We start from the raw sequence: 21,567 nt of genomic DNA on the forward strand, positions 1-21,567 counted from the left end.
TAGCGCCCGGTTCCGATGAACGGAACCGGGCGCCACGGGAGCACTGCATCGTCAGCTCGAGGCGCCCACCGGCTCGTTCGTGCGGTACACCGTGCGGGCGAACTCGTGGAACGGCGCCGGCGCGACCGTCGCGCGGATGCGGACCTGCCGGTGGTTCTGGTCGACCGCGGCCTTGCGCGACACGGGGTCCTCGCCCCACACGACATCGACCTCGGAGCCGTCGGGGACGTCGACGTCGAGCGTCGCCAGCGACATGTAGAGCTGGTCGAACGCGACGTAGCCGGCGTCGGTGGAGATGCCCACCTGCGCGCCGTCCTTCTCGATCGTGTCCATCTGGAACAGTCCGTACCGGGCCTTCGGGAAGTCGATGTACTTCGCGGGCGTGCCCGGCTCCATCTGCGAGCGCACGACGTCGGCGACGTCCTCGGCGTTCCAGAGCAGGGTCACCTTGCGGCGGCGCTGGTTCTCGGCGTGCTTCTCGAGCGCCTCGCGCCCGTGGAAGTCGTGGTCGAAGCGCACCGACCGGCCCAGGCCGATGTCGTACGGCGTCATGTAGTAGTCGTGCACGTCGGGGGAGTACAGCGACCCGCCGATCGACCCCGCGCGCGCGGCCGGCAGCCACTCGCGGTACTCGGCGAAGTCCTCGTCGAAGATCGCGGGGAACGGCGTCGGAACCCAGCCGGATTCCAGGGGGGTCGCCGAGTAGGCCTTCGCGCCGACGCGGCGGATGCCGAACTCCTCGCCCGCCTCCATGAGGGCGTCGAGCACGACCTCGTTGTCCTCCCACGCTCCGTAGAACTCGAACCCGGGCTGGCCGGCCATGCCGTGGCGCAGCGCCTTGACGGGACGACCCGCGATCTCGACATCGCCGATGTGGAAGAACTTGATCTCGGGTGCGGGGCCGCCGAAGACCTTCTCCATGACCTTGTCGGCCTCAGGGCCCTGCAGCTCGTAGCGGTAGAACGTCGGCGGGCCCTGGCGCATGTGCGAGTTCGGCTCGAGCCGCAGGTGCACGTCCTTGCCGGCCGCGGCCGCCTTCTCGACGTTGAAGCGCACCCAGTCGATGAGCAGGTGGTGGCCGATCAGCACCAGCCCCTCGGGGGCGTCCTCGTTCCAGAAGAGGATGCCGTCGCCGATGAGGTAGCCGTCCTTGTTGACCGAGATGAGCTGCTTGGCCACGCCCGGCCGGAACGTCTTGAACGTGTTGGGCGAGATCGTCGACAGCAGCTCGATCAGATCGGCGCCCCCGAGGAACAGCTGGGTCATGTGGTGGGACTGGTCCATGAGCGCGACCGTGGTGTTCCACGCCCGCTGCTCGTCGCGCCAGTTGGTGAACTCGGGTGCCACGGGGAACGTGAACGCGGGCCAGTCCTGATTGCGCAGGAGTTCCACGGGGCTGCCGGCGCGGGCGATGGCCGCGGAGAGTGATTCGGTCATCTTCGACCTTCCTTTCGATCCGCTGGGAAGACTACGTTCGGCGCAGACGGCGGGAAGCCGTGATTCCATTGGACGGAATCGCGGTCGGAGGGCCGCCGAGGCACGGCCACGATGGTGTGTGAGAGGCGGAGTGACTCGTCCGGATGGCAACGAATGCATAAAGACTCGGCGACGTCACACCAAAATCGTTGACAATCCACAGGGGGATACGTACGTTCCCCAAGTGAGGGGATCACCCGGTCCCCTCGGTCGTAGCAACGACGCGACGACACGAAAGGTGAGCATGGGCGCTCGACTGACCGTGAGAGACGTGAGCCTGCACTTCGGCGGCGTCACGGTGCTCGATGACGTTGGCTTCGACGTGGAGCCGGGCCAGATCCTGGGACTCGTCGGTCCGAACGGCGCGGGCAAGACCTCGCTGTTCAACTGCATCAGCGGGCACTACAAGCCCAGCGCCGGATCGATCCAGATCGACGGGACCGAGGTGCTCGGCGACCACCCCTCGACGCTCGCTCGGCACGGCCTCGCGCGCACGTTCCAGCACCCCGCCCTGCAGCTTCGCGAGACCGTCCTCGAGAACGTCATGCTCGGCGCCCACAAGCGGCTCCCGGGCGGACCCATCGCGTGGTCGTTCCGGATGCCGTATCCCCGTCGCGCCGAGAAGGAGATGCGCGCCGAGGCGATGACGCTGCTGGAGCGCGCCGGGCTCGACTGGGCCGCCGGCGAACGCGCCGACGAGCTCTCGCACGGCCTGCACAAGGGCATCGAGCTGTGCCGGGCGCTGATGATGAAGCCCAAGCTGCTCCTGCTCGACGAGCCGGCGGCAGGGCTGCCGCACGCGGAGGTCGAGCACCTCGTCGAGACGGTTCTCCGCATCCGCGACGAGGACGACATCACGGTCATCGTCGTCGAGCACAACATGGGGCTCATCTCGGCGCTGACCGACCACGTGGTGGTGCTGGACCACGGACGCAAGCTGATGGAGGGAACGGCCGCCGAGGCGCAGTCGGACCCGCGCGTCATCGAGGCGTATCTGGGCAAGGAGGATGCGGATGACGCTGCTTGAACTCGTCGACGTGACGGCATCGTACGGCCGCGTGCAGGTGCTCGAGGGCGTGTCGCTCTCGGTGCCCGACGGCGGCGCCGTGGGCATCCTCGGCGCCAACGGCGCGGGCAAGACGACCACGCTGCGCGCCATCAGCGGCGTCGTCCGCACGGGCGGCACGATCCGGTTCCAGGACAAGGACATCCGCGGTCTCCGGCCCGAGCAGGTGGCGGCCCTCGGCATCGCCCACGTTCCCGAGGGTCGCGGGACGCTCGGGAACCTGACCGTCCGCGAGAACCTGATGGTCGGCGCCTACCTGCGCAAGGACAAGAAGAAGGTCACGCAGGACGTGGACTACCTCATCGAGCTGTTCCCGAACCTCAAGCGGCGCATCGGGCAGCCCGCCTCGGCGCTGTCCGGCGGCGAGCAGCAGATGCTCGCGGTCTCGCGCGCGTTCATGGCCTCGCCGACCCTGCTCATCCTCGACGAGCCGTCGCTCGGCCTCGCGCCGAGTACGGCACGGGATGTCTACGACGCGATCTCCCGACTGCGAGCCGAGTCGGGAATCTCGATGCTCGTGGTCGAGCAGAATGCGACCCTCGCCTTCTCGGTCGTCGATTCGGCGGTCGTTCTGGAGACCGGCAGAAGCGTGCTGACGGGCACCACCGAAGAGCTGCGGGGCGACGACGCCATCCGCAAGGCGTATCTGGGGGCATGAGATGAATCAACTGGCGACATTCATCCAGCTCATCATCGATGGGCTCGCGCAGGGATCGCTCTACGCGGCCCTGGCGCTCGCGATCGTCCTGGTCAATCAGGCCACGGGCCTGGTCAACTTCGCGCAAGGCGGCATGGCGGTCCTCGGCGCGTACATCGGACTCACGGCGAGCAATCTCGTGACGCCCGTGGTCGGGCTGTTCGCGGGCATCACCATCGGCATCATCGTCGCCGTCGCGGCGTCGTTCGGCATCGGAGCGCTCATCGAGCGGTTCGTGATGCGCCGGTTCATGGGAGCCGAGGTCGACACCCAAGTGGTCGTGACCATCGGACTGTTCACGTTCATCGGCGGGTTCATCGGGATCGTGTGGGGCTTCAACTACATCCCGTACCCGTTCTACATCTCGGGCAACGAGAGCTTCACCGTCCTCGGGGTCTCGATCAGCGTGTGGTCGATCACGACCTTCGTCACGATCATGGCGCTCATGATCGTCCTGCAGCTGCTGTTCCGCGGAACGAAGCTGGGACTGGGGCTCCGTGCGGTCTCCGACAACTCCGACTCCGCCGCGCTGTCGGGCATCCGGGTCGGCAGGATGCTCATGATCGGGTGGGGACTCGCTGCCGCCCTCGGAACGGTGGCGGGCGTCCTGCTCGCGGCCAAGGCTCAGCTCTACCCCGACAACTTCGACGGCATCCTCGTCTACGCGCTCGCGGCGGTCATCATCGGCGGCCTCGATTCGCCGATCGGCGCGGTGCTCGCCGCATGGGTGATCGCCATCGTCGAGAGCCTCGTCGGCGTGTACGTGCCGTTCATCGGCCATGACCTCAAGGTGATCGTGCCCTTCGTCTTCCTCTTCGCCGTGCTCATCATCAAACCCCAAGGTCTGTTCGGCCGACGACAGGTGGTGCGTGTCTGATGTCGACGCAGCAGAGTCTCTACACCCGGGTCACCCAGAACCGCTGGACGGGCCTTGCCGTCGGCATCATCATCACCGTCATCCTGCTCGTCCTGCCGCTGGTCTCGGACCCCTTCACGAACCAGACGATCTCGCGGATCCTCGTCTTCGCCGTCGCGGTCCTCGGGCTGAACATCGTCATGGGCTATGCCGGCCAGGTGTCGCTCGGTCAGGTGTTCTTCGTCGGGATCGGCGCCTACGCCGCCGCGATCACCATCGAATCGGACTGGGCCGCCGCGCTCGGACCCGATCTGCTGCTTCTCGTGCTCGCCGTGGCCCTCGCGCTGGCGATCGTCCTTCCGGGCGTGGCCGGGGTCATCATCGGGATGGCCGCCCTGCGGCTGCGCGGTCTGGCCCTGGCGCTCGTGACGATCGCGCTCCCGATCATCGGCGTCCCGCTCCTCAAGCGCTTCGAGATCACCGGGGGCTCCGAGGGCATGTCGGCCCGCTTCATCCCACGGACCGACACCTTCCCGTACCAGGACCAGATCCAGTACTTCGCGATCCTGGCGATCTCGGCGGTCATGTTCGCACTCGCGTACTTCCTCGTGAGAGGAAAGTACGGCCGCGCCTTCGCCATCGTGAAGGAGAACGAGGCGATCGCCGCCTCGATGGGCATCTCGCCGTACGGCTACAAGGTGCTCGCCTTCACGGTCGCCGCGATCTACGGCGGCGTCGCGGGCTTCCTCTACGTCGTCGCGATCCAATTCGTCTCCCCGGACGTCATGGGCTTCGGCCACTCGATCGAACTGGTCATCGCCACGATCGTCGGCGGCGCGGGCAGCATCGTCGGCTCGCTCCTCGGCGGTGCCTTCTACGTCCTCATCCCGCAGCTCACCAATGCCGTCGGGGCCACCGGGTACACCCCGATCGTCCAGGGCATCATCATCCTCCTCGTCCTGTTCCTTCTGCCGGGGGGCCTCGCCAGCCTGCCCCGCGTCATCCGCCGCCTCGTCAGGCGCCGTCGCCGGCAGGGCGACAGCGACGGTGAGGGCGACGGCGCATCGGCCTCAGCACCACCCAACCACCCAGAGAGAGAGGCAATCCAATGATCACCACCGCAAGGGGGCGTCGTGTTCTCGGAGTCGCCGCCGCCATCGGCATCGCTGCCGTGGCGTTGGCCGGCTGTGCGCGAGGAGGCGACTCCGGCTCGACCGACGGAGAGACCGCGGCGTCGCCCGGAATCACCGATGACTCGCTGCTGTTCGGCATCAGCACACCGCTGACCGGAGCCACCGCCGGCCCCGGCAACTGCACCGCCGACGGCGCGTTGGCGTACTTCGGCATGCGCAACGCCGAGGGCGGCATCGAGTTCGGCGACGGCAAGACCCGCACGATCGAGATCAAGACCTACGACGACGAGTACAACCCCGAGAAGGCCGCGGCGAACTTCCAGCAGATGGTCGCCGACGACGTCTTCGCCGCGGGCATCGGACTCGGCACCCCGACCAACCGGGCGTGGCGCGAGGCGGCCATCGAAGAGGGCATGCCGCAGGTGCTCATCATGACCGGCGACAAGATCTTCTCGACGCGCGAGGAGTCGCCGTGGCAGCTCGGCCTCGTGCCGACGTACCCGCAGGAGGGCGCCGCGTTCGGTGAGGCCCTCGTCGCCTCGGGCGAGGAGTACACGGTCGCCGCGCTCTACCAGAACGACGACTACGGCAAGGGCTACTGGGAGGGCTTCCAGGAGGCCGTCGCCGGGTCGGACAACATCACCATCGTCAAGGAGCTCAGCTACGAGCCCGGGCCGGCCGGCAACACGCCGAACTACCTGGAGCCGCAGATCACGGAGCTCGCCGCGACGAACGCCGACGTGCTGTTCCACGCGGTCTCGGTCGTGCCCCGCGCGATCGAGGATCTGACGAAGGCCGACGCGATCGGCTGGAACCCGGTGATCTTCCTTCCGTCGAACACCGCCTCGCCCGGCGGCGTGCTGACGCCCGCGGGCGTCGACGCCGACACCTACCCCGGTGTCTACGCGGCCGGCTTCGCGCAGGCTGCGGCGGCGCCGCCGTTCGCCGAGACGGAGTCGGGCATGGAGTACTTCGACGCGATCGCCGAGTACGCCGAGGGCCCCGACCAGGATGGCAAGTCGTTCCCGCACTGCCTGTGGTCGTGGATCGGAGCGCAGATCCTCGAGGAGGCGTTCACGAACATGACCGAGCCGACGCGGGAGTCGTTCTACGAGGCGCTCACGTCGATCGACAGCCTCGACCTGGAGTTCGCCTTCGGACCGATCAACACGACGACGGACGGCCTCCCGGCCATCCAGACCGTCGTGCTGCAGAAGTTCAACGGCGCCGGATACGCGAACGTCGAAGTCGTCGAGTGACGCACTGAGACAGCGGGGGTGGGTCGAGGCTTCTCGGCCCACCCCCTCTGGTTTCCGCGCAGGGATCCCACGCCGGTCGTGTCGAGGGTTCTCGTTCGATCGAGCGGTCCCGGCAATCGGGACGGCGGCTTATCCCGCCGTGTGGCGGATGCCTACGCTCGAAGGGACAATCCACCTCGATGATGAGAGAGACCTCGATGCCCGAGACATTCAAGGTTGCCCTGACCCGCGACTTCCGCGCCGACGACGGTTCGATCGGCTGGGGAGACATCGGGATCGATGCGCTCGAGCGCGAGCCCGGAGTCGAGTGGGAGTACCTCGAGGTCGACGAGACCCCCCTGTCGCCCGGAGCGCTCGCGGGGTACGACGGTGTCATGGTCCTCGGAAACGCGCTGGATGCCGCCTCGCTCGAAGGGGCGGATCGCCTCAAGGTGGTCGCGCGCTTCGGCGTCGGCTACGACACCATCGACGTCGACGCGTGCACGCGTGCGGGCATTCCGGTCACGACCACGCCCGACGGAACGCGGGGGCCGATGGCGCTGGCGGCGGTGACGCTTCTGCTGGCGGTGGCCCACAACGTCCGCCAGAAGGACCGGATCGTGCGCGAGCGCCGCGACTGGAGCGAGCGCTACGCCTACAACGGCGTGGGTCTGCCCGGAAAGACCCTCGGCATCATCGGCTTCGGCAACATCGGCCGCGAGGTCGCCCGGCTCCTCGCGCCCCTCGGGATGCACGTGCTCGCCTACGATCCGTATCTCGACGCCGGCCGCGCGGCCGACGCGGGCGCCGAGCTCGTCGGCATCGACGAGCTCATGGCGAACGCCGACGCCGTCGTCGTGACGGCCGCCCTCACCCCCGAGACGCGGCACATCGTGGACGCACGGCGGATCGACCTCATGAAGCCGGACGCGCTGCTGGTGAACGTCGCGCGCGGGCCTCTCGTCGATCAGGCCGCGCTGGCGGACGCACTCACGCGGGGACGCATCCGCGGTGCGGGACTGGATGTGCTCGAGAAGGAGCCGGCCGACGACGACGATCCGATTCTGGACTGCGACAACGTCCTTCTCTCCCCGCACGCGACCGGATGGACCGAGCAGCTCGCGTACGGCAACGGGTCCGGCTGCGTGCGCTCGCTGCTCGAGGTCGCACGCGGTCAGCGCCCGTCGTACCTGGTGATCAATCCCGCGGCGTTCGACCACGAGCGATGGCAGGGCGTTCCCGAAGCACCGGGAGCCGACGCATGAGCGCGGCGCCGATGAGGTTGAAGACGCGGATCCAGGCCCAGGACCCGGTCGTCGGCACCTTCGTGCTCGCGTCTCCGCGTCCGGCTATCGCGCGGGCCGCCGTCCGGGCGGGAGCCGACTTCGTCCTCGTCGACGGGGAGCACACCGGCTTCGGGTGGGAGACGATCGGCACGTTCGTCTCGGCCGTGCGCACGGCGGGCGGAGTGCCGTTCGTGCGCGTTCCGGCGGCGCGGCGCGAGTACATCGGCATGGCCCTGGACATGGGCGCGGTGGGATTGATGGTGCCCATGGTGGGCTCGGCGGACGAGGCGCGTGAGATCGTCTCGTGGGCCAAGTACCCGCCGACCGGTGTGCGAGGGGCGATGTTCGGACTCGCCGGTCACGACTTCGACCTCGTCGAGCCCAACTCGGCGATGTGGAAGTCGAACGCCGACACGATCCTCATGCTGCAGATCGAGACGCAGGAGGGACTGGACAACGTCGAGGAGATCGCCGCCGTCGAGGGCGTCGACATCCTGTGGATCGGTCACTGGGACCTGAGCATCAGCATGGGCATCCCGACCCAGTTCGAGCACGAGCGCTTCCAGGCCGCGGTCGACCGCATCGTGGCCGCCGCCGCTGCGAACGGCAAAGCGGCCGGGTTCCTGGCCGACGACGCCGAGCATGCCGCAGAGCTGGTTGCCCGCGGATTCCGCGTGCTCGCGTGGGGGAGCGACCTCGCGCTGTACCGCACGGCGCTGTCGACGGGGCTGAACGAGATCCGCGACGCCCTCGACTGACGGACCGGTCAGAGCAGGGGGCCGGCGACCACCCGGACGCGCAGCGCCTCCCGTTCCGCGTCGTCGAAGCCGGCCGACCGCAACAGGGCGCGCGCGCCGCCGTGGCGAGCATCGAGGATGTCGAGCATCGCGTGCATCGCGTCGGCCTCGGCGCCCAGCAGGGGGCTGACCGGCCCGAGACCCGCGGCGGCAGCGCGGAAGTACTCATCGGACTCGCCCATGAGGTGCCCGATCGAGGCGCTGACGCGCGCCATGATGCGCGGGACTGCTTCGGCGCTCGCGGCGTAGTCGGCGGCGATGTCGTCGGGGTCGGCGCCGAGAACGCCGAGGAGAACTCCCGCGAAGATCCCCGTGCGATCCTTGCCGGCCTGGCAGTGGAACAGCGTCGCGCCGTCGGAGGCGGTGATCACCCGCAGCCCCCGGGCGATCGTCTCGGCCTCGGCGGCCGCCGTCGCGGCGTAGTACTCGCCCACCGTCGTGGGGGTGGCCGTGCCCTCGCGAAGGTGGCGGAGGAACTCCTCGGGGTCCGCTGCACCGCCGACGAGCGGGAGGGACACGTACCGCACCTCATGGCGGCCGAGCGCGCCGCGGCCGGTGTGGTCGGACTCGGCGCGGGACCGCAGATCGATGACGGTCCGGATCCCGAGATCGAACAGGCGGGAAGCCTGGTCGGCCGGCACCGTCGAGACATCGTCGCTGCGGAACACCCGGTGCGGCGCCAGCACGCCTCCCTCGACGCGGATGCCGGCGAGATCACGGAGGTTGTTCAGCGGCGTCTCCTGCAGCGGCTCGGGCGGCCGCGATGCCTCAGCCCACTCGCTCATGCGCTGCCTCCTCGATGCGTCGCTGCAGGAGGGCATCCTGCCGGGCGGGGTCCACGGGCAGGGCGACCGCCGTTCCGATGTCGTGCGAGATCGCCGCGGCGGCGATGATCTCGACCGCGCCGCGGGCATCCGCCGCGGGCGTGACCGGCGCTCCGCCGTGCTCGCGGGCGGCGAAGAAGTCGGCGTACACGTCCCGGTGCGTGCCGTGACCCGGGGCGACCCGCAGCTCCCACTCGCCGCGCGGGAACAGATCCAGATGGCCGCCCGGCGTGGCCGCGAAGGCGGCGAAGTCCTCGCCGTGGGGGCGGACCTCGAGCCCTCGGCCGGTGATGCGGATGTCGCCGGCGGAGCCGAAGATCTCGAGGCGATTCTCCTCGAGCGCCGCGGCGCTGGTCACGTGCACGCTCCCGGTCGCCCCGTCGGGCCATGTCAGCACGACGTCGGCCGTGTCCTCGGCCTCGATGGGGTGGAGCGCGGTGCCCTGGGTCGACCACACGCGCTCGGGCATGCCGAGCAGGTGCTGAAGGAGGTCGATGTCGTGAAGGCCCTGGTTCAGCAGCACGCCGCCGCCCTCGCCCGCCCACGTCCCGCGCCACGCGGTGTCGGTGTAGTAGTTCGAGCGCTTCGGGTACGAAGCGGTCAGCACGGCGCGATGGATGCGTCCGAGCTCCCCCGATGTCAGCATCGCCCGGGCGGCGACGACCTCATCTCGCAGACGATGCTGCTGCAGGACCGCGACGAGGACGCCCGAGGCCTCCGCCGCGCGGATGATGTCGTCGATCTCGCCGAGCGTGCCCGCCAGCGGCTTCTCGACGAGCACATCGAGTCCCGCTGTCGCGCACGCGGTGACGAACCCTGCGTGCAGCGGATGCGGCACGCACACGACGGCGGCATCCGCTCCGGTCGCGAGCAGCGCGTCGAAATCCGCCGCCACCGGCCACCCGAATCTGCCGCCGACGGCGGCGGCGCGCGCCGGCGCGGCGTCGAACAGGCCCACGACCTCGGCGCCGAGATCGGCGATCGCCGGGGCGTGGGCGGCTTCGAAGATCTGGGACCCGCCGCCGATCACGGCGAGCCGCACGCCGGGGGCGCTCACGGCACATCCTCGCCGTCGTGGACGATCTCGCCGAGAGCGGCATAGTGCCCGGGCCCGACCTCCACCATCGCGCGATCGACGGTCTCCCAGTCGTCCACGGTCACGGCGCGATCGCCCGCGTCGCGTCGCTCGGAGTCGTCGACGACGGGCACGGCGTCCAGGAGACGCTGGGTGTAGGGGTGCGCGGGAGAGTCGTAGACATCGGCGGCGTCGCCGATCTCGACGATACGCCCGCGATTCATCACGGCGATCCGGTCGCTGATCACCTTCACCACGGCGAGGTCGTGCGAGACGAACACCAGTGAGAGGTCGTTGCGCGCGCGGATGTCCTGCAGAACGTTGAGCACACGGGCCTGGACCGACACGTCCAGAGACGCGACCGGCTCGTCGCACACGATCAGCTCGGGGCCCGGCGCCAGCGCGCGCGCGATCGAGATGCGCTGGCACTGCCCGCCGGAGAACTCGTGCGGACGCCGGTCGCCGACCATCTCGGTGCTCATGCCGACCTGCTGCAGCACCTCGGCCACCCGCGCCCGACGCTCGCCGCGGGGGAACCGCTGGATCGCCAGGCCCTCCTCCACGATGTCCACGACCTTGCGCCGCGGATTGAACGACGACAGCGGGTCCTGGAAGATCATCTGCAGCTTGCGGCGTGCGCTGCGCAGATCGCCGTGCGACAGGCGCGACATGTCCGTGCCGCGGAACGTCACCGTGCCGGCCTGCCCGGCGGGAAGGCGCAGGATCGCGCGACCGGTCGTGGTCTTGCCGCAGCCCGACTCCCCGACGAGCCCGAGCGTCTCGCCCGGCCGCACGTCGAACGTCACCCCTCGCACGGCGTGCACGCGGCCCGAGGCCGTCTTGAAAGCGCAGTGCAGACCCTCGACGGTCAGCAGCGCGTCGTCGCGCAGCCAGGGCGCGCGTGCGGGGGCCGTCGTCGTCTCGCTCGCGGTCACCGTCCGGCCTCCTCGTCCTCACGCGCCATCGGCGCGTACAGCGTGTCGTGCGCCACCTCGGCGTCGCCGCCCTCGGCGACGCCGGCCTCCTGCTCGGCGGCGAGGGTGCCGACGATCACCTGCTCGCCGGCGGTGGGGCCGGCCCCGGCCGCGACGACATCGGGGGCGGATGCCGAGTCGTCCACGATGGTCTCCGAGACGCTGCTCCAGCGGTCCATGTCGCGCGCGTCCGCCTCCTCCTCCGTCAGCAGCGGGTCGTACACGCTCGGCGGGCGCCCGCCCAGGGCCGGGAGGCGCGTGTGCGCCGGCATGTCCAGCCGCGGGATCGCCATCGACAGCGCCCGGGTGTACGGATGCATGGGCGGGGCGAACAGGCGAGCCGTGGGCCGGCGGTCGACGACACGGCCGCCGTACATGACGACGACGTCGTCGGTGCGGCCGGCGACGACGCTGAGGTCGTGCGAGACGATGATCATCGCCATGTTCCGCTCGCGCTGGATCTCCTGGAGCAGGTCCAGGATGCCCTTCTGGATCGTCACGTCGAGAGCCGTCGTCGCCTCGTCGGCGATGATGAGGTCGGGCGAGCACGTGAGGGCCATGGCGATCATCACGCGCTGGCGCATGCCGCCCGAGAACTGGTGCGGGTAGTCCCGCAGCCTGTTCGCCGCGTTCGCGATGCCCACCTGCTCGAGCAGCTGGATCGACAGCTCCCGCGCCTGCGCCTTGGAATAGCCGAGGTGGAAGCGAACCGCCTCGCCCATCTGCCGCCCGATCGTCACGACCGGGTTGAGCGAGGTCATCGGGTTCTGGAAGACCACGCCCACCCGCCGACCCAGGAGTTTGCGGCGGGGCTCGGGCGCCATGGCCGTCAGGTCCTCGCCGTCGAACCACATGCCGCCCCGCACCCGGGCATCGGCGGGCAGAAGACCGAGCATCGTGCGCAGCGTCATCGACTTGCCCGAGCCGGACTCGCCGACGATGCCCAGCGTCTGGCCCCGCGGCACGTCCATCGAGACGTTCCGCAGGATGTGGGCCGTGCCCTCGGGCGTGTCGATGTCGACGGACAGTCCCTTGATCGAGACCAGGTCCGGTGTGTGCTCTGTCCGGGGGATCACAGCTTTCCCTCCCTCACGTCGGTGCGGCTCGAGAGGTAGTCGCCGATGGCGTTGAAGGACAGCACCGTCAGGAACAGGGTGATCACCGGCCCGGCGATCACGTAGGGGAACTGCCGCATGATGTCCGCGCCCGCGGCGATCATGCCGCCCCAGCTCGGGGTCGGGGCCGGAATGCCGTAGCCGAGGAAGCTCAGCGAACCCTCGACGACGATCATGATGGCCATCGCCATGGGGATGATCGACCCCAGCACGGGGATGAGATTGGGAAGGATCTCGCGGGTCATGATGCGCACGTCCCCGGCGCCCAGGGCCCGCGCGGCCAGCACGTACTCCCGATTGGCATTGCCGATGACCGCGCCTTTCGTGACGCGGATGTAGAGGTCGGAGATGACGAACCCGAGGGCCAGCGTGATTCCCAGCAGCGACGTCCCGATCGCGGACACGAGCGCGAGCAGGAGAAGCAGGGGCGGCAGCGCCGACACCGTGTTCGCGATGATGTTCGCCGCCGACTCCCACACGCCGCGGTAGTAGCCGCCGATCATCCCGACGATCAGTCCGATCGCGAGACCGATGAGTGTGGAGGCGATCGCGATCGTGAGCGACACGCGCGCGCCGTAGATGATCCGCGAGAGATTGCTGCGGCCGACGCCGTCGGTTCCGAGAAGCCCGCCCAGGGTCAGATCCGGCGGCTGTGCGAACGAGCCGATCTTCTCGTCGTACGCGGGAAGCCCGGGAATGACGTCGGCGAACACCGCGGCGAGGATGAGGACGCTCAGCCAGACGACGGCGAACCAGAACAGCGCCGGGCGCACGCGCCGCTTGCGGCGCTGCTTGAGGCGGGGGATGAGCGGCAGCGAAGTTCCGCCGCCGCGACCGGGCTTGATGACGGCGTTGAACCCCTGGGTGCGCGGCCCCGAGGTGACAGGCGCGGTCCGGCTCATCGCACACCCACTCTCGGGTCGATCCACGCATAGGCGAGGTCGACGAGGATGAAGATCGCGACGTACGCCACGACGAGCACCGTCACGATCGCCTGGATCATCGGCATGTCCTTGATGCCGACGGCGCTGACGGCCTCGGCGCCGAGGCCCGGCACGGAGAAGAAGTACTCGACGATGACGGCGCCTCCCAGGAGACGGCCCAGTGACAGGCCGATGACGGTGATCAGCGAGGTGGTGGACGGGCGCAGAGCGTGCCGCGTCAGGATGTAGCGGCGGGGCAGTCCCTTCGCGCGGGCGACGAGGATGAAGTCCTCGCGGAGAGTGCCCGTCAGGTCGGACCGCACTACCCGGTAGAAGAAGGCGCACTCGTAGATGGAGAGCGCCATCGCCGGCAGGAAGGCGTATCTGAGGTTGTCCGCGACGCTGTCGCTGAGCGGCACCCATCCCGTCGCGGGGAACCAGCCGAGCCAGACGACGAAGACCAGCGAGATCAGCACCACCGTGACGAAGCTCGGGATGCTCAGCAGCGCCGACGACACGATGTTGAGCGTGCGGTCGAGGAACTTGCCCGCCCGCATCGCCGCCAGCAGCGCGAGGGGGATCGAGATCACGAGGGCGAAGAACAGGGCGAGGCCCGCCAATTCGACCGTCACGGCCAGCCGGCGCATCAGAACGTCGGTGACGGGCTCCTGTGTGAACAGCGTCGTGCCGAAGTCGAGGTGGAGTGCGTTCCAGACCCACTCGAGGTAGCGCTGGATGAACGGCTGGTTGTACCCGAGACGCTCGTTGATCGCGTCCACCTGCTCGGCGGTCGCGGCATCACCGAGGATGGCCTGCCCGGGCGATCCGGGCATGAAGTCCATCAGGGCGGCCGCCCCCAGGGTCACCAGGATCAGCACGGGAATCCCGTACAGGAGGCGGGAGACCACTGCCCTCGCGGTCGCGTTCACCGAATGTCCCCTCGTCGTTGCGGGTGGTGGATGAATGGCGAGGCGCCGGGGGTGACGGGCACCCCCGGCGCCTCGGGTGATGCTACTCGGCCTTGTAGCCGATGCGATCCGTGTAGAGCGCACCGCGACCCATGGACTGCAGTCCGGTCACGTCCGCGCCGATCAGGAAGGTGCGGTAGTCGATGCCGAAGACGCCGATGGGCATCTCGTCGACGTAGATCTGCTGCACCTGCGCCATCGCGGCTTCGCGGTCGGCGTCGGATGTGGCCGACTGCGCGTCCTGCAGAGCCTGCTCCATATCGGCGATGTCGATGTTGCCGAAGTTGTCGGAGCCGCCGACGCCGAACAGATTGGCCATGCCGACCCACGGGCTGTTCAGGTCGAACACACCGGGGTAGAACGTCACGTCGAAGTTGTCCTTGTCGAACGCCTCCGCGCGCCAGTCCTGGATCGGGATCTGGTTGAGCTCCACCGTGACGCCGTCGAGCTGCTCGAGGGTGAGCTGGAAGAGTTCACCGGCGCGGACGAGCTCGGGCACCGCCGCGATGAGCAGGTTGATGGTGAAGTCCGTGCCCTCGCCGGTGATCTCGTCGACGAGCGACTGCGCGGCGTCGAGGTCGGTCTCGGGCAGGCTCAGCGACGCGTCGTAGAACGGCGAGGTCGACGGGAACAGCGCCGTGCTGCCCTCGGCACTCGGGTCCTGTGTGAGCGTCTGGACCATCTCCGTCGGGTCGATGGCGAGGACGACGGCCTCCCGGGCGCGCGGGTCGCTCATCAGATCGCTGGTGTTGTTGAACACGTAGTGGCGGATGCCACCGGACGCGACGTCGAACGTGGCGACGGCCGGGTTGTCGGCGTCCGCGATGAACTGGAACCCGTAGCCGTTCATGATCTGGGCGCCGCCCTGGACGACCGTCGACACGCGCTGGGCCGGGTCGGCCACGATGCTGAACTTCAGCGTGTCGAGGTACGGCAGGCCGTCGTCGGCCCCCCAGTAGTCGGCGTTCTTGCTGAACTCCTCACCGACGGCGGTGTCCCAGCTCTCGAGCACGAAGGGGCCCGCGCCGACGGGGTCGCCGTACTCGGCGCCCGCCTCGGGCAGCGACGCGGGCGACGCGATGAAGGGGATGTTGTCGGCGATCAGGGTGTCGAGCACCGGGTTCGGGTCGAGCGGAACGATCTCCACCGTCATGTCGTCCACCGCCGAGACCGCGAACGAGCTGGCCACGCGGTAGGCGGCGAGGGCATTGGCCTCGTCTGCGAACCGCTCGTAGTTGGCGACCACGGCGTTCGCATCGACCGGCTCGCCGTCGGTGAAGGCGACGCCGTCGCGCATGGTCATGGTCCACGTCGCGCCGCCGTCGTCCGTGCTGATGCTCTCGGCCAGACCGGGGACGATGTTGCCGTCGACGTCGGTGCTGATCACCGCGCCGTACACGGCGTACAGGCGATCCCAGTTCACGCCGGGGAAGCTTCCGAACGCGGAGCCCGGGTCCCATGTTGCGACGTTCCCGGCGGACAGGATCGTCAGTTCGCCGCCCGCGACCGGGGTGTCCTGCGACGGTGCTTGGGTCTCGCCGGTCTCACCGGTGTCGCCGCCGGTGCAGGCGGCGAGGGTCAGTGCCGCGGCGGCGACAACCGCCGCGCCGGCGACCCGGAGTCGTGACATCTTCATTGACGTGCTCGCTTTCCATCGGGTGCGCGCACTGCGCGCGTCTGTGGGTGCAGGTGTTCACTTGTGTGCGATGTTCAGTTGTGCGGTGACGCGTTGGCGCGCTGCGTCACCGGGTCTCAACGGGGTCGCCGTGCACGGGGCGCCAGAGATGGCCGTCACGGCCCTGGCCCTCGAGCTGCGTCGCGAACCCGACGCCCTCGAACGTCTCGGCGGGGTCCACGACGCCGTGCTCCTCGCCCATCCCGGCCGCGAGGATCGCTCCCGGGGTCACCTCGTGGTCCTCGCCGCGGTAGTGGAGGGTGAAGTGGCCCCGGAAGACGAACCAGTACTCGTCCCCGTCGTGGTAGTGGTAGTCGCACGGACGGCCCGGACCGAAGGTGAAGATCGCGGTGCGGATGACCTCGCTCCAGTGGCCGGCGATGCGCACGATCTCGACCTGTCCGCGATGGCCCTCGGGGCCCGGGTTGAGTGCGTTGCGGACGACGGCGCCCGAGGGCGGCACGTCGATCCACTGCATCTTCTTCAGCGTCGCCCGCGCGTTCTCGGTCTCGACGTAGGCCTCGCCGGAGACGACCACGAGCCGCTCCTGCGGCGTCGTCGGGATGATACGCCGCGCGGCGGCGATGTCGTGCGTGGTGTGGAGGCTCGCCTCCGGATCCGTGATCGGGTCGGGCCACTCGTCGGGGAGCGGCTCCTCGCCCTGTGCCTCCCGGTCCGAGTTGCCGAGGGTGAAGAACTCCACGTCGTCGATGTCGACCCACGCGTCGCGGGCGGGACGGTTCTTCAGTTCTTCGCGGTTGGCATACAGCGGCACCGGGCAGCCTCCTTGATGCGGGCGGGGCCGAGACCCCGCGACTATGTGGGAGCATAAGTGTGGTCGACCAAGCCGTCAACCACATTGTCAACAATCCTGTGGTCAGGAATGTCGATGCCCACTACACTTGGCTCACCGAGGATGAGGATCCACACCCTGACCCGCTGTGCGGGACGTTGATGTCGCCGGCCCCGCCCGGCGTCGTGGGAGGAGGGCCATGGAGCACACGGATGCGGCTCAGCAGCTCACCGATCGCCTGCGCGCCGATCTGACGCGGGGTGAGTACCATCCCCGCGAGCGCCTCGTGGAGAGCGATCTCGTCGAACGCTACGGCTTCCCGCGCGGCACCGTCCGGACCGCTCTCGTGCAGCTGCAGGCCGAAGGGCTGATCGATCGGATGCCGCACAAGGGCGCCATGGTGCGGAGCCTGTCGCTCGCCGAGGCGATCGAGCTCGCCGAGGTCCGCCGGGAGCTCGAGGTGCTGTGCGCCCGGGAGGCCGCCCGGCGGGGAGACTCCGCGGAGCGCGAGCAGCTCGCGCAGATGCTCGCGGCGCTCGAACGACTCGCCGACGCCGGCGACATGCACGGCTACCGGCAGGCGAGTCTGGGCTTCCACGAGGCGCTCATGGCGATGTCACGCCACACGGCGGCCGTCCACACCCTCGCGACGATCCGGAACTTCAACCTCCAGCAGCACTTCCCCACGGCCTTCCGCGCGGGGTCGTTCGCGCACTCCGCCGAAGACCACCGCAGAATCGGCGAGGCGGTCCTCGCCGGCGATGCGGAGCTCGCCGAGGAGGCGATGCGACGCCACCTCGATCGGGTCGTGCTGCTGCTGCGGGACTACGCAGACGTCTCGCAGTGACGAGGTGCGGGCGCGATCCGCGGGTCCGACAAAAATGTTGACAATCCAGTTGACAGGATGGCGGACAGCCGTTTAGCGTGATGCCACCGCTTCCCCGGCCGCATCCGCCTCGCAGAGCGCGGAGAACGATGGAGTTCAGACCTATGAGCGATGCCGCATCCTCGGCACCACGCGTGGCGCTGCTCGCGACCCTCGACACGAAGAGCGCCGAGGCGCAGTACGTCGCACAGCAGCTCGCGTCGCGCGGCGTCCGGCCCGTCATCGTCGACATGTCGCTGCGGGGCGAGTCGCCCGACATCGCCGACGTGCCGCGATCGGCACTCATGGCGCGCGGCGCGACGTCGGCGACCGGCGACGATCGGACCGGAGCGATGGAGACGACCGCGACCGCAGCGCGCGGACTGCTGAGCGAATGGCTCGCGGACGGCGCGGTCGACGGGGCACTCGGGATCGGCGGCGGAACCGGCGGATGGATGTCAAATCGCGCGTTCGAGTCGCTGCCGTTCGGATTCCCCAAGCTCGTCGTCACCACGGTCGTGAAGTCCACGGGCGAGGACGACATCCTGCTGCTCCCGAGCGTCGTCGACGTCGCCGGGACCAACGCGCTGCTGCGCACGGTGCTGCGAAACGCCGCCGGCGCCATGGCCGGCATGGTGCAGTCGGTGGCGGAGACCACCGAGCCTCGACCGGCGATCGCCATGACGATGTTCGGGGTCACGACCGCGGGCGGGGACGTCGCCCGCGCTGCACTGGAGGCGGCCGGCTACGATGTCGTCGTCTTCCACGCGACCGGAGCGGGCGGACGGACGATGGAGCGGCTCACCCGGGAGGGCCGGTTCGCCGGCATCCTGGACTGGACCACCACAGAGCTCGTCCAGAACATCGCCGGAGGGCTGTGCGATGCCGGCGAGTCCCGTCTGAGCGCGGCCACGGAGGCGGGCATCCCGCAGGTCGTGGTGCCGGGCGCGATCGACGTGATCAACGTGATGCCGCCGATCCCCGATGCGTTCGCCGCGCGAGCGCACCACTGGCACCTGCCGACGGTGCCCCTCATCCGGTCCACCGCCGAGGAGAGCACGCGCGTCGGACGCTGGGTCGCCGAGCGCCTCGCCGCCTCACCCGCGCCGGCTGCGGTCATGATCCCCGCGAAGGGCTACTCGTCGCTCGACGTCGAGGGCGGGCCGTTCGCCGATCCCGACGCCGACACCGCCTTCGAGGAGGCCGTGCGCGAGCACGCGCCCGACGCGGTCTCCGTCACGACTGTGCCCGCGCACATCAACGACCCCGACTTCGCACGCGAGGCTGCCCAGCGCCTGCTCTCGCTCATCGACGCCGCGAACGCGGCACCCACACCGAAGGAGTGACATGGCCCGATTCACACGGACCCAGATCCTGGATCGCCTGCGAGCGCAGCTCGCGGACGACCGTCCCATCGTGGGCGCGGGCAGCAGCTCGGGGCTCATCGCGAAGTCGGCGGCGGCCGGGGGCGCCGACCTCATCATCGTCTACAACACCGGGCGCACGCGGCTGATGGGGCTGGCCACCAACCACCTGCTCAACCACGCGAACCCGACGACGCTGGCGATGTACCCCGAGATCGCCAACGCCGTGCGCGACACCCCGATCATCGGCGGCGCCGAGGCGCAGGACCCGACGTACTGGAACGACCTCGACCGCCTCATCGCCGACTATCAGGCTGCGGGCTACGACGGGCTCATCAACTTCCCGACGTCGTTCGCGCAGCCCGACCGCAACGATGTCGGCCTGGGCCTCCCGCTGGACTTCGAGATGGTCGCGAAGGCGCGCGAGAACGACTTCTTCACGATCTGCTACGGGTACACCGAGCGGCAGATCCAGGGGCTGGCGGCCGCCGGGGCCGACGTCGTGGTCCCTCACGCGGGATGGACGACCGGCGGACTGACCGGCGCGGGCAAGTCGGCGATGGCCCTCGAGGACAGCTGCCGACACGTCCAGAAGCTGATCGACCTGGCGCGCGCCGAGAACCCCGACGTGATCTGCCTGTCGCACGGCGGACCGCTCTCGTCGCCCGACGACCTTCAGTACCTCTACGACACGACGGACGCGCAGGGCTTCCTCGGCGCCTCGAGCGCCGAGCGCATCCCGGTCGAGCGGGCCGTCATCGAGACCATCGACCAGTTCAAGTCCGTGACGCCTCGCGCGGTCGCCTGAGAGGAGCAGCCATGACAACCGCCTCCGTGCCTGAGCGCACCTTCACCCGGTCCGAGATCCTCGCCCGCCTCTCGGCGACGCTCGGCGAGCGCAAGCCCATCGTCGCGACGTCGGCGGGCGTGGGCATCATCGCCAAGTGCGCCGAAGTCGCCGGCGTCGATCTCGTCATGATCCACGCCAACAGCAGGTCGCGGAACCTCGGCGTGCCCACGTCGATCTACATCGGCAACCCGATCGACATGACGCTCGACATGTATCCCGAGATCGACAACGTCGTCGACCGTACGCCGGTGATCGCGGGGATCGACGCCACGGACGGCCAGCGTCGCCGTCTGGCGCGCGTGGTCGACGACTACGTCGCCCGCGGGATCAACGGCATCACGAACTTCCCGACGGCGCTCGCCTACACCGGCAACTGGGGCCGTGCGCGCAACGACGTGGGCATGGGCTCCGATCGCGAGCTCGAGCTCATGGCGCTGTGCCGCGAGCGCGACGTGTTCACCGTCGGCCAGGCGTACGACGCCGGCTTCGCGGGCGACCTGGCGGCGGCGGGAGCCGACCTCATCGTTGCCCGCTGCGGGCTGACCCAGGGGGGCATGGTGGGTCCGTCGCCCGACGCCGAGAGCAGCCTGTCCATCGAGGCCGCGACCGATCACGTCCAGGCGGTCGTCGAGTCGGCTCGCGCGGCCAATCCCGGCGTCTTCGTGATCGCGCACGGCGGTCCGTTCGCCCGCCCTGCCGACACCGAGCACCTCTACGCCCACAGCGACGTGCAGGGAATCCTCGGAGAGTCCGCCATCGAGCGGATTCCGGTCGAGGAATACGTCGCCGCGGAGATCGCATCGTTCAAGAGCCCCGTGCTGCGCCGCACCGCGCAGCCGGCCTGACCCGGAGGAGCCCCATGCCCATCTACACCCGCGAATCGCTGCAGACCGACCGCCTGCCCTGGGTCGAGATCGAGGACTTCGAGTTCATCCATCTCGGCCGCGTCATGGTCATGAACAACCACTCCGTCCAGCCCGACGCCAGCGGCCACGTCGCGTACTGGGGCTACTACCAGGACAGCCCGCTGGCGTCGTCGATGCGCATCGAGCCCAAGCACGACAAGGACCGCATCACCGTCGTCAGCGGCCAGGTGCAGGTCGAGAGCGAGCACGGCCGCGTGACGCTGCACAAGCGCGACTACTACGACATCCCCGCCTCGGGCGCCACGATCACCAACTCCGGCCAGTCGATGGCCGAGCTCGTGCGGGTCATGGGCCACTGGGACCACACCATCCGCAACGAGATCTGCATGTTCCGGCCCGGCAACCCGTGCGATTACCACTACCACGACGGCGATGAGTACTGGGTGATCTTCCGCGGCCACTTCACGCTCGACTACAACGGCATGAAGATCCCGGTGGGTCCCGGCGAGCTCATGGCGGCCGGCAAGGGGATCCCGCACGGGACGCTCGACACCGAAGAGGTCATGAACGGGATCGTGATGGCGATGCCGCTCGAGGATCGCAAGCGCGACGGCCATCTCAACCACAAGAACCAGGGCGAGCCGACGATCGGACGCGACGTGCCGCAGCAGGTCTGGGACGACCTCGCGGCTCGTTCGACCGGCGCGACCGTGATCCCGGAGTGAG

Annotated in this window: 21 protein-coding genes; 12 read left to right on the forward strand and 9 right to left on the reverse strand. The window is 69.3% G+C overall.

Features of this window, described 5'->3' with window-relative positions:
* Positions 1-51 precede the first annotated feature (51 nt).
* Positions 52-1,437, reverse strand: a complete 1,386-nt coding sequence (locus tag HD594_RS04720; protein WP_184749853.1) for an aminomethyl transferase family protein — start codon at positions 1,435-1,437, stop codon at positions 52-54.
* A 310-nt stretch (positions 1,438-1,747) separates the two neighbouring features.
* Between HD594_RS04720 and HD594_RS04725 the strand changes: the two genes are divergently transcribed.
* The 7 genes from HD594_RS04725 to HD594_RS04755 all read left to right on the forward strand — a co-directional run bounded on the left by HD594_RS04725 (position 1,748) and on the right by HD594_RS04755 (position 8,510).
* Positions 1,748-2,503 (forward strand): ABC transporter ATP-binding protein, encoded by a 756-nt coding sequence (locus HD594_RS04725; RefSeq protein ID WP_271171303.1) that lies wholly within the window; start codon positions 1,748-1,750, stop codon positions 2,501-2,503.
* Positions 2,490-3,200, forward strand: coding sequence for an ABC transporter ATP-binding protein (locus HD594_RS04730; protein ID WP_184749855.1), 711 nt, complete (start codon positions 2,490-2,492; stop codon positions 3,198-3,200). Before HD594_RS04725 ends, HD594_RS04730 begins: the two co-directional genes overlap by 14 nt.
* A gap of 1 nt (position 3,201) precedes the next feature.
* Positions 3,202-4,116: a branched-chain amino acid ABC transporter permease gene (locus HD594_RS04735; protein ID WP_246413858.1), complete on the forward strand. Its 915-nt coding sequence runs from the start codon at positions 3,202-3,204 to the stop codon at positions 4,114-4,116.
* Complete coding sequence (locus HD594_RS04740; RefSeq protein WP_184749856.1) at positions 4,116-5,207, forward strand: branched-chain amino acid ABC transporter permease; 1,092 nt, start codon at positions 4,116-4,118, stop codon at positions 5,205-5,207. The genes HD594_RS04735 and HD594_RS04740 overlap by 1 nt, the downstream gene beginning before the upstream one ends.
* On the forward strand, positions 5,204-6,487 hold the full coding sequence (locus HD594_RS04745) for an ABC transporter substrate-binding protein (protein ID WP_184749857.1): 1,284 nt from the start codon (positions 5,204-5,206) through the stop codon (positions 6,485-6,487). The genes HD594_RS04740 and HD594_RS04745 overlap by 4 nt, the downstream gene beginning before the upstream one ends.
* A 197-nt stretch (positions 6,488-6,684) precedes the next feature.
* Entirely contained in the window at positions 6,685-7,731 is a 1,047-nt protein-coding gene (locus tag HD594_RS04750) for an NAD(P)-dependent oxidoreductase (RefSeq protein WP_184749858.1), read from the forward strand.
* Positions 7,728-8,510 (forward strand): HpcH/HpaI aldolase family protein, encoded by a 783-nt coding sequence (locus tag HD594_RS04755; protein ID WP_184749859.1) that lies wholly within the window; start codon positions 7,728-7,730, stop codon positions 8,508-8,510. Before HD594_RS04750 ends, HD594_RS04755 begins: the two co-directional genes overlap by 4 nt.
* Before the next feature lie 8 nt (positions 8,511-8,518).
* Here the strand turns inward: HD594_RS04755 and HD594_RS04760 are convergent, their stop codons facing one another.
* From HD594_RS04760 to HD594_RS04795, 8 genes are all read right to left on the reverse strand, one after another.
* A complete protein-coding gene (locus HD594_RS04760) occupies positions 8,519-9,334 on the reverse strand; it encodes a tyrosine-protein phosphatase (protein ID WP_184749860.1) in 816 nt (271 codons plus the stop codon).
* Complete coding sequence (locus HD594_RS04765; protein ID WP_184749861.1) at positions 9,318-10,430, reverse strand: Gfo/Idh/MocA family protein; 1,113 nt, start codon at positions 10,428-10,430, stop codon at positions 9,318-9,320. Before HD594_RS04765 ends, HD594_RS04760 begins: the two co-directional genes overlap by 17 nt.
* Positions 10,427-11,383, reverse strand: coding sequence for an ATP-binding cassette domain-containing protein (locus tag HD594_RS04770; protein WP_271171305.1), 957 nt, complete (start codon positions 11,381-11,383; stop codon positions 10,427-10,429). The genes HD594_RS04765 and HD594_RS04770 overlap by 4 nt, the downstream gene beginning before the upstream one ends.
* A complete protein-coding gene (locus HD594_RS04775) occupies positions 11,380-12,498 on the reverse strand; it encodes an ABC transporter ATP-binding protein (RefSeq protein WP_184749862.1) in 1,119 nt (372 codons plus the stop codon). Before HD594_RS04775 ends, HD594_RS04770 begins: the two co-directional genes overlap by 4 nt.
* Positions 12,495-13,439, reverse strand: coding sequence for an ABC transporter permease (locus tag HD594_RS04780; RefSeq protein ID WP_184749863.1), 945 nt, complete (start codon positions 13,437-13,439; stop codon positions 12,495-12,497). The genes HD594_RS04775 and HD594_RS04780 overlap by 4 nt, the downstream gene beginning before the upstream one ends.
* Positions 13,436-14,389, reverse strand: coding sequence for an ABC transporter permease (locus tag HD594_RS04785; RefSeq protein ID WP_221446558.1), 954 nt, complete (start codon positions 14,387-14,389; stop codon positions 13,436-13,438). The genes HD594_RS04780 and HD594_RS04785 overlap by 4 nt, the downstream gene beginning before the upstream one ends.
* An 82-nt stretch (positions 14,390-14,471) precedes the next feature.
* On the reverse strand, positions 14,472-16,064 hold the full coding sequence (locus tag HD594_RS04790) for an ABC transporter substrate-binding protein (RefSeq protein ID WP_184749864.1): 1,593 nt from the start codon (positions 16,062-16,064) through the stop codon (positions 14,472-14,474).
* 106 nt (positions 16,065-16,170) lie between these two features.
* Positions 16,171-16,878 (reverse strand): cupin domain-containing protein, encoded by a 708-nt coding sequence (locus HD594_RS04795; protein ID WP_184749865.1) that lies wholly within the window; start codon positions 16,876-16,878, stop codon positions 16,171-16,173.
* Positions 16,879-17,095: 217 nt separating this feature from the next.
* On the opposite strand from HD594_RS04795, the gene HD594_RS04800 reads away from it, so the two are divergent.
* From HD594_RS04800 to HD594_RS04820, 5 genes are all read left to right on the forward strand, one after another.
* The gene (locus tag HD594_RS04800; RefSeq protein WP_184749866.1) at positions 17,096-17,743 is read left to right on the forward strand and encodes a GntR family transcriptional regulator; all 648 of its coding nucleotides are present in this window, start codon (positions 17,096-17,098) and stop codon (positions 17,741-17,743) included.
* 143 nt (positions 17,744-17,886) lie between these two features.
* Positions 17,887-19,107: a Tm-1-like ATP-binding domain-containing protein gene (locus tag HD594_RS04805; RefSeq protein WP_184749867.1), complete on the forward strand. Its 1,221-nt coding sequence runs from the start codon at positions 17,887-17,889 to the stop codon at positions 19,105-19,107.
* 1 nt (position 19,108) lies between these two features.
* Positions 19,109-19,933: a phosphoenolpyruvate hydrolase family protein gene (locus HD594_RS04810; protein ID WP_184749868.1), complete on the forward strand. Its 825-nt coding sequence runs from the start codon at positions 19,109-19,111 to the stop codon at positions 19,931-19,933.
* 11 nt (positions 19,934-19,944) lie between these two features.
* Positions 19,945-20,820 (forward strand): phosphoenolpyruvate hydrolase family protein, encoded by an 876-nt coding sequence (locus HD594_RS04815; RefSeq protein ID WP_184749869.1) that lies wholly within the window; start codon positions 19,945-19,947, stop codon positions 20,818-20,820.
* A 14-nt stretch (positions 20,821-20,834) separates the two neighbouring features.
* Positions 20,835-21,566: a cupin domain-containing protein gene (locus HD594_RS04820; protein WP_184749870.1), complete on the forward strand. Its 732-nt coding sequence runs from the start codon at positions 20,835-20,837 to the stop codon at positions 21,564-21,566.
* Position 21,567 lies beyond the last annotated feature (1 nt).

Source organism: Microbacterium thalassium, assembly GCF_014208045.1.
In the GTDB taxonomy this organism is placed as follows: Bacteria; Actinomycetota; Actinomycetes; order Actinomycetales; family Microbacteriaceae; genus Microbacterium; species Microbacterium thalassium.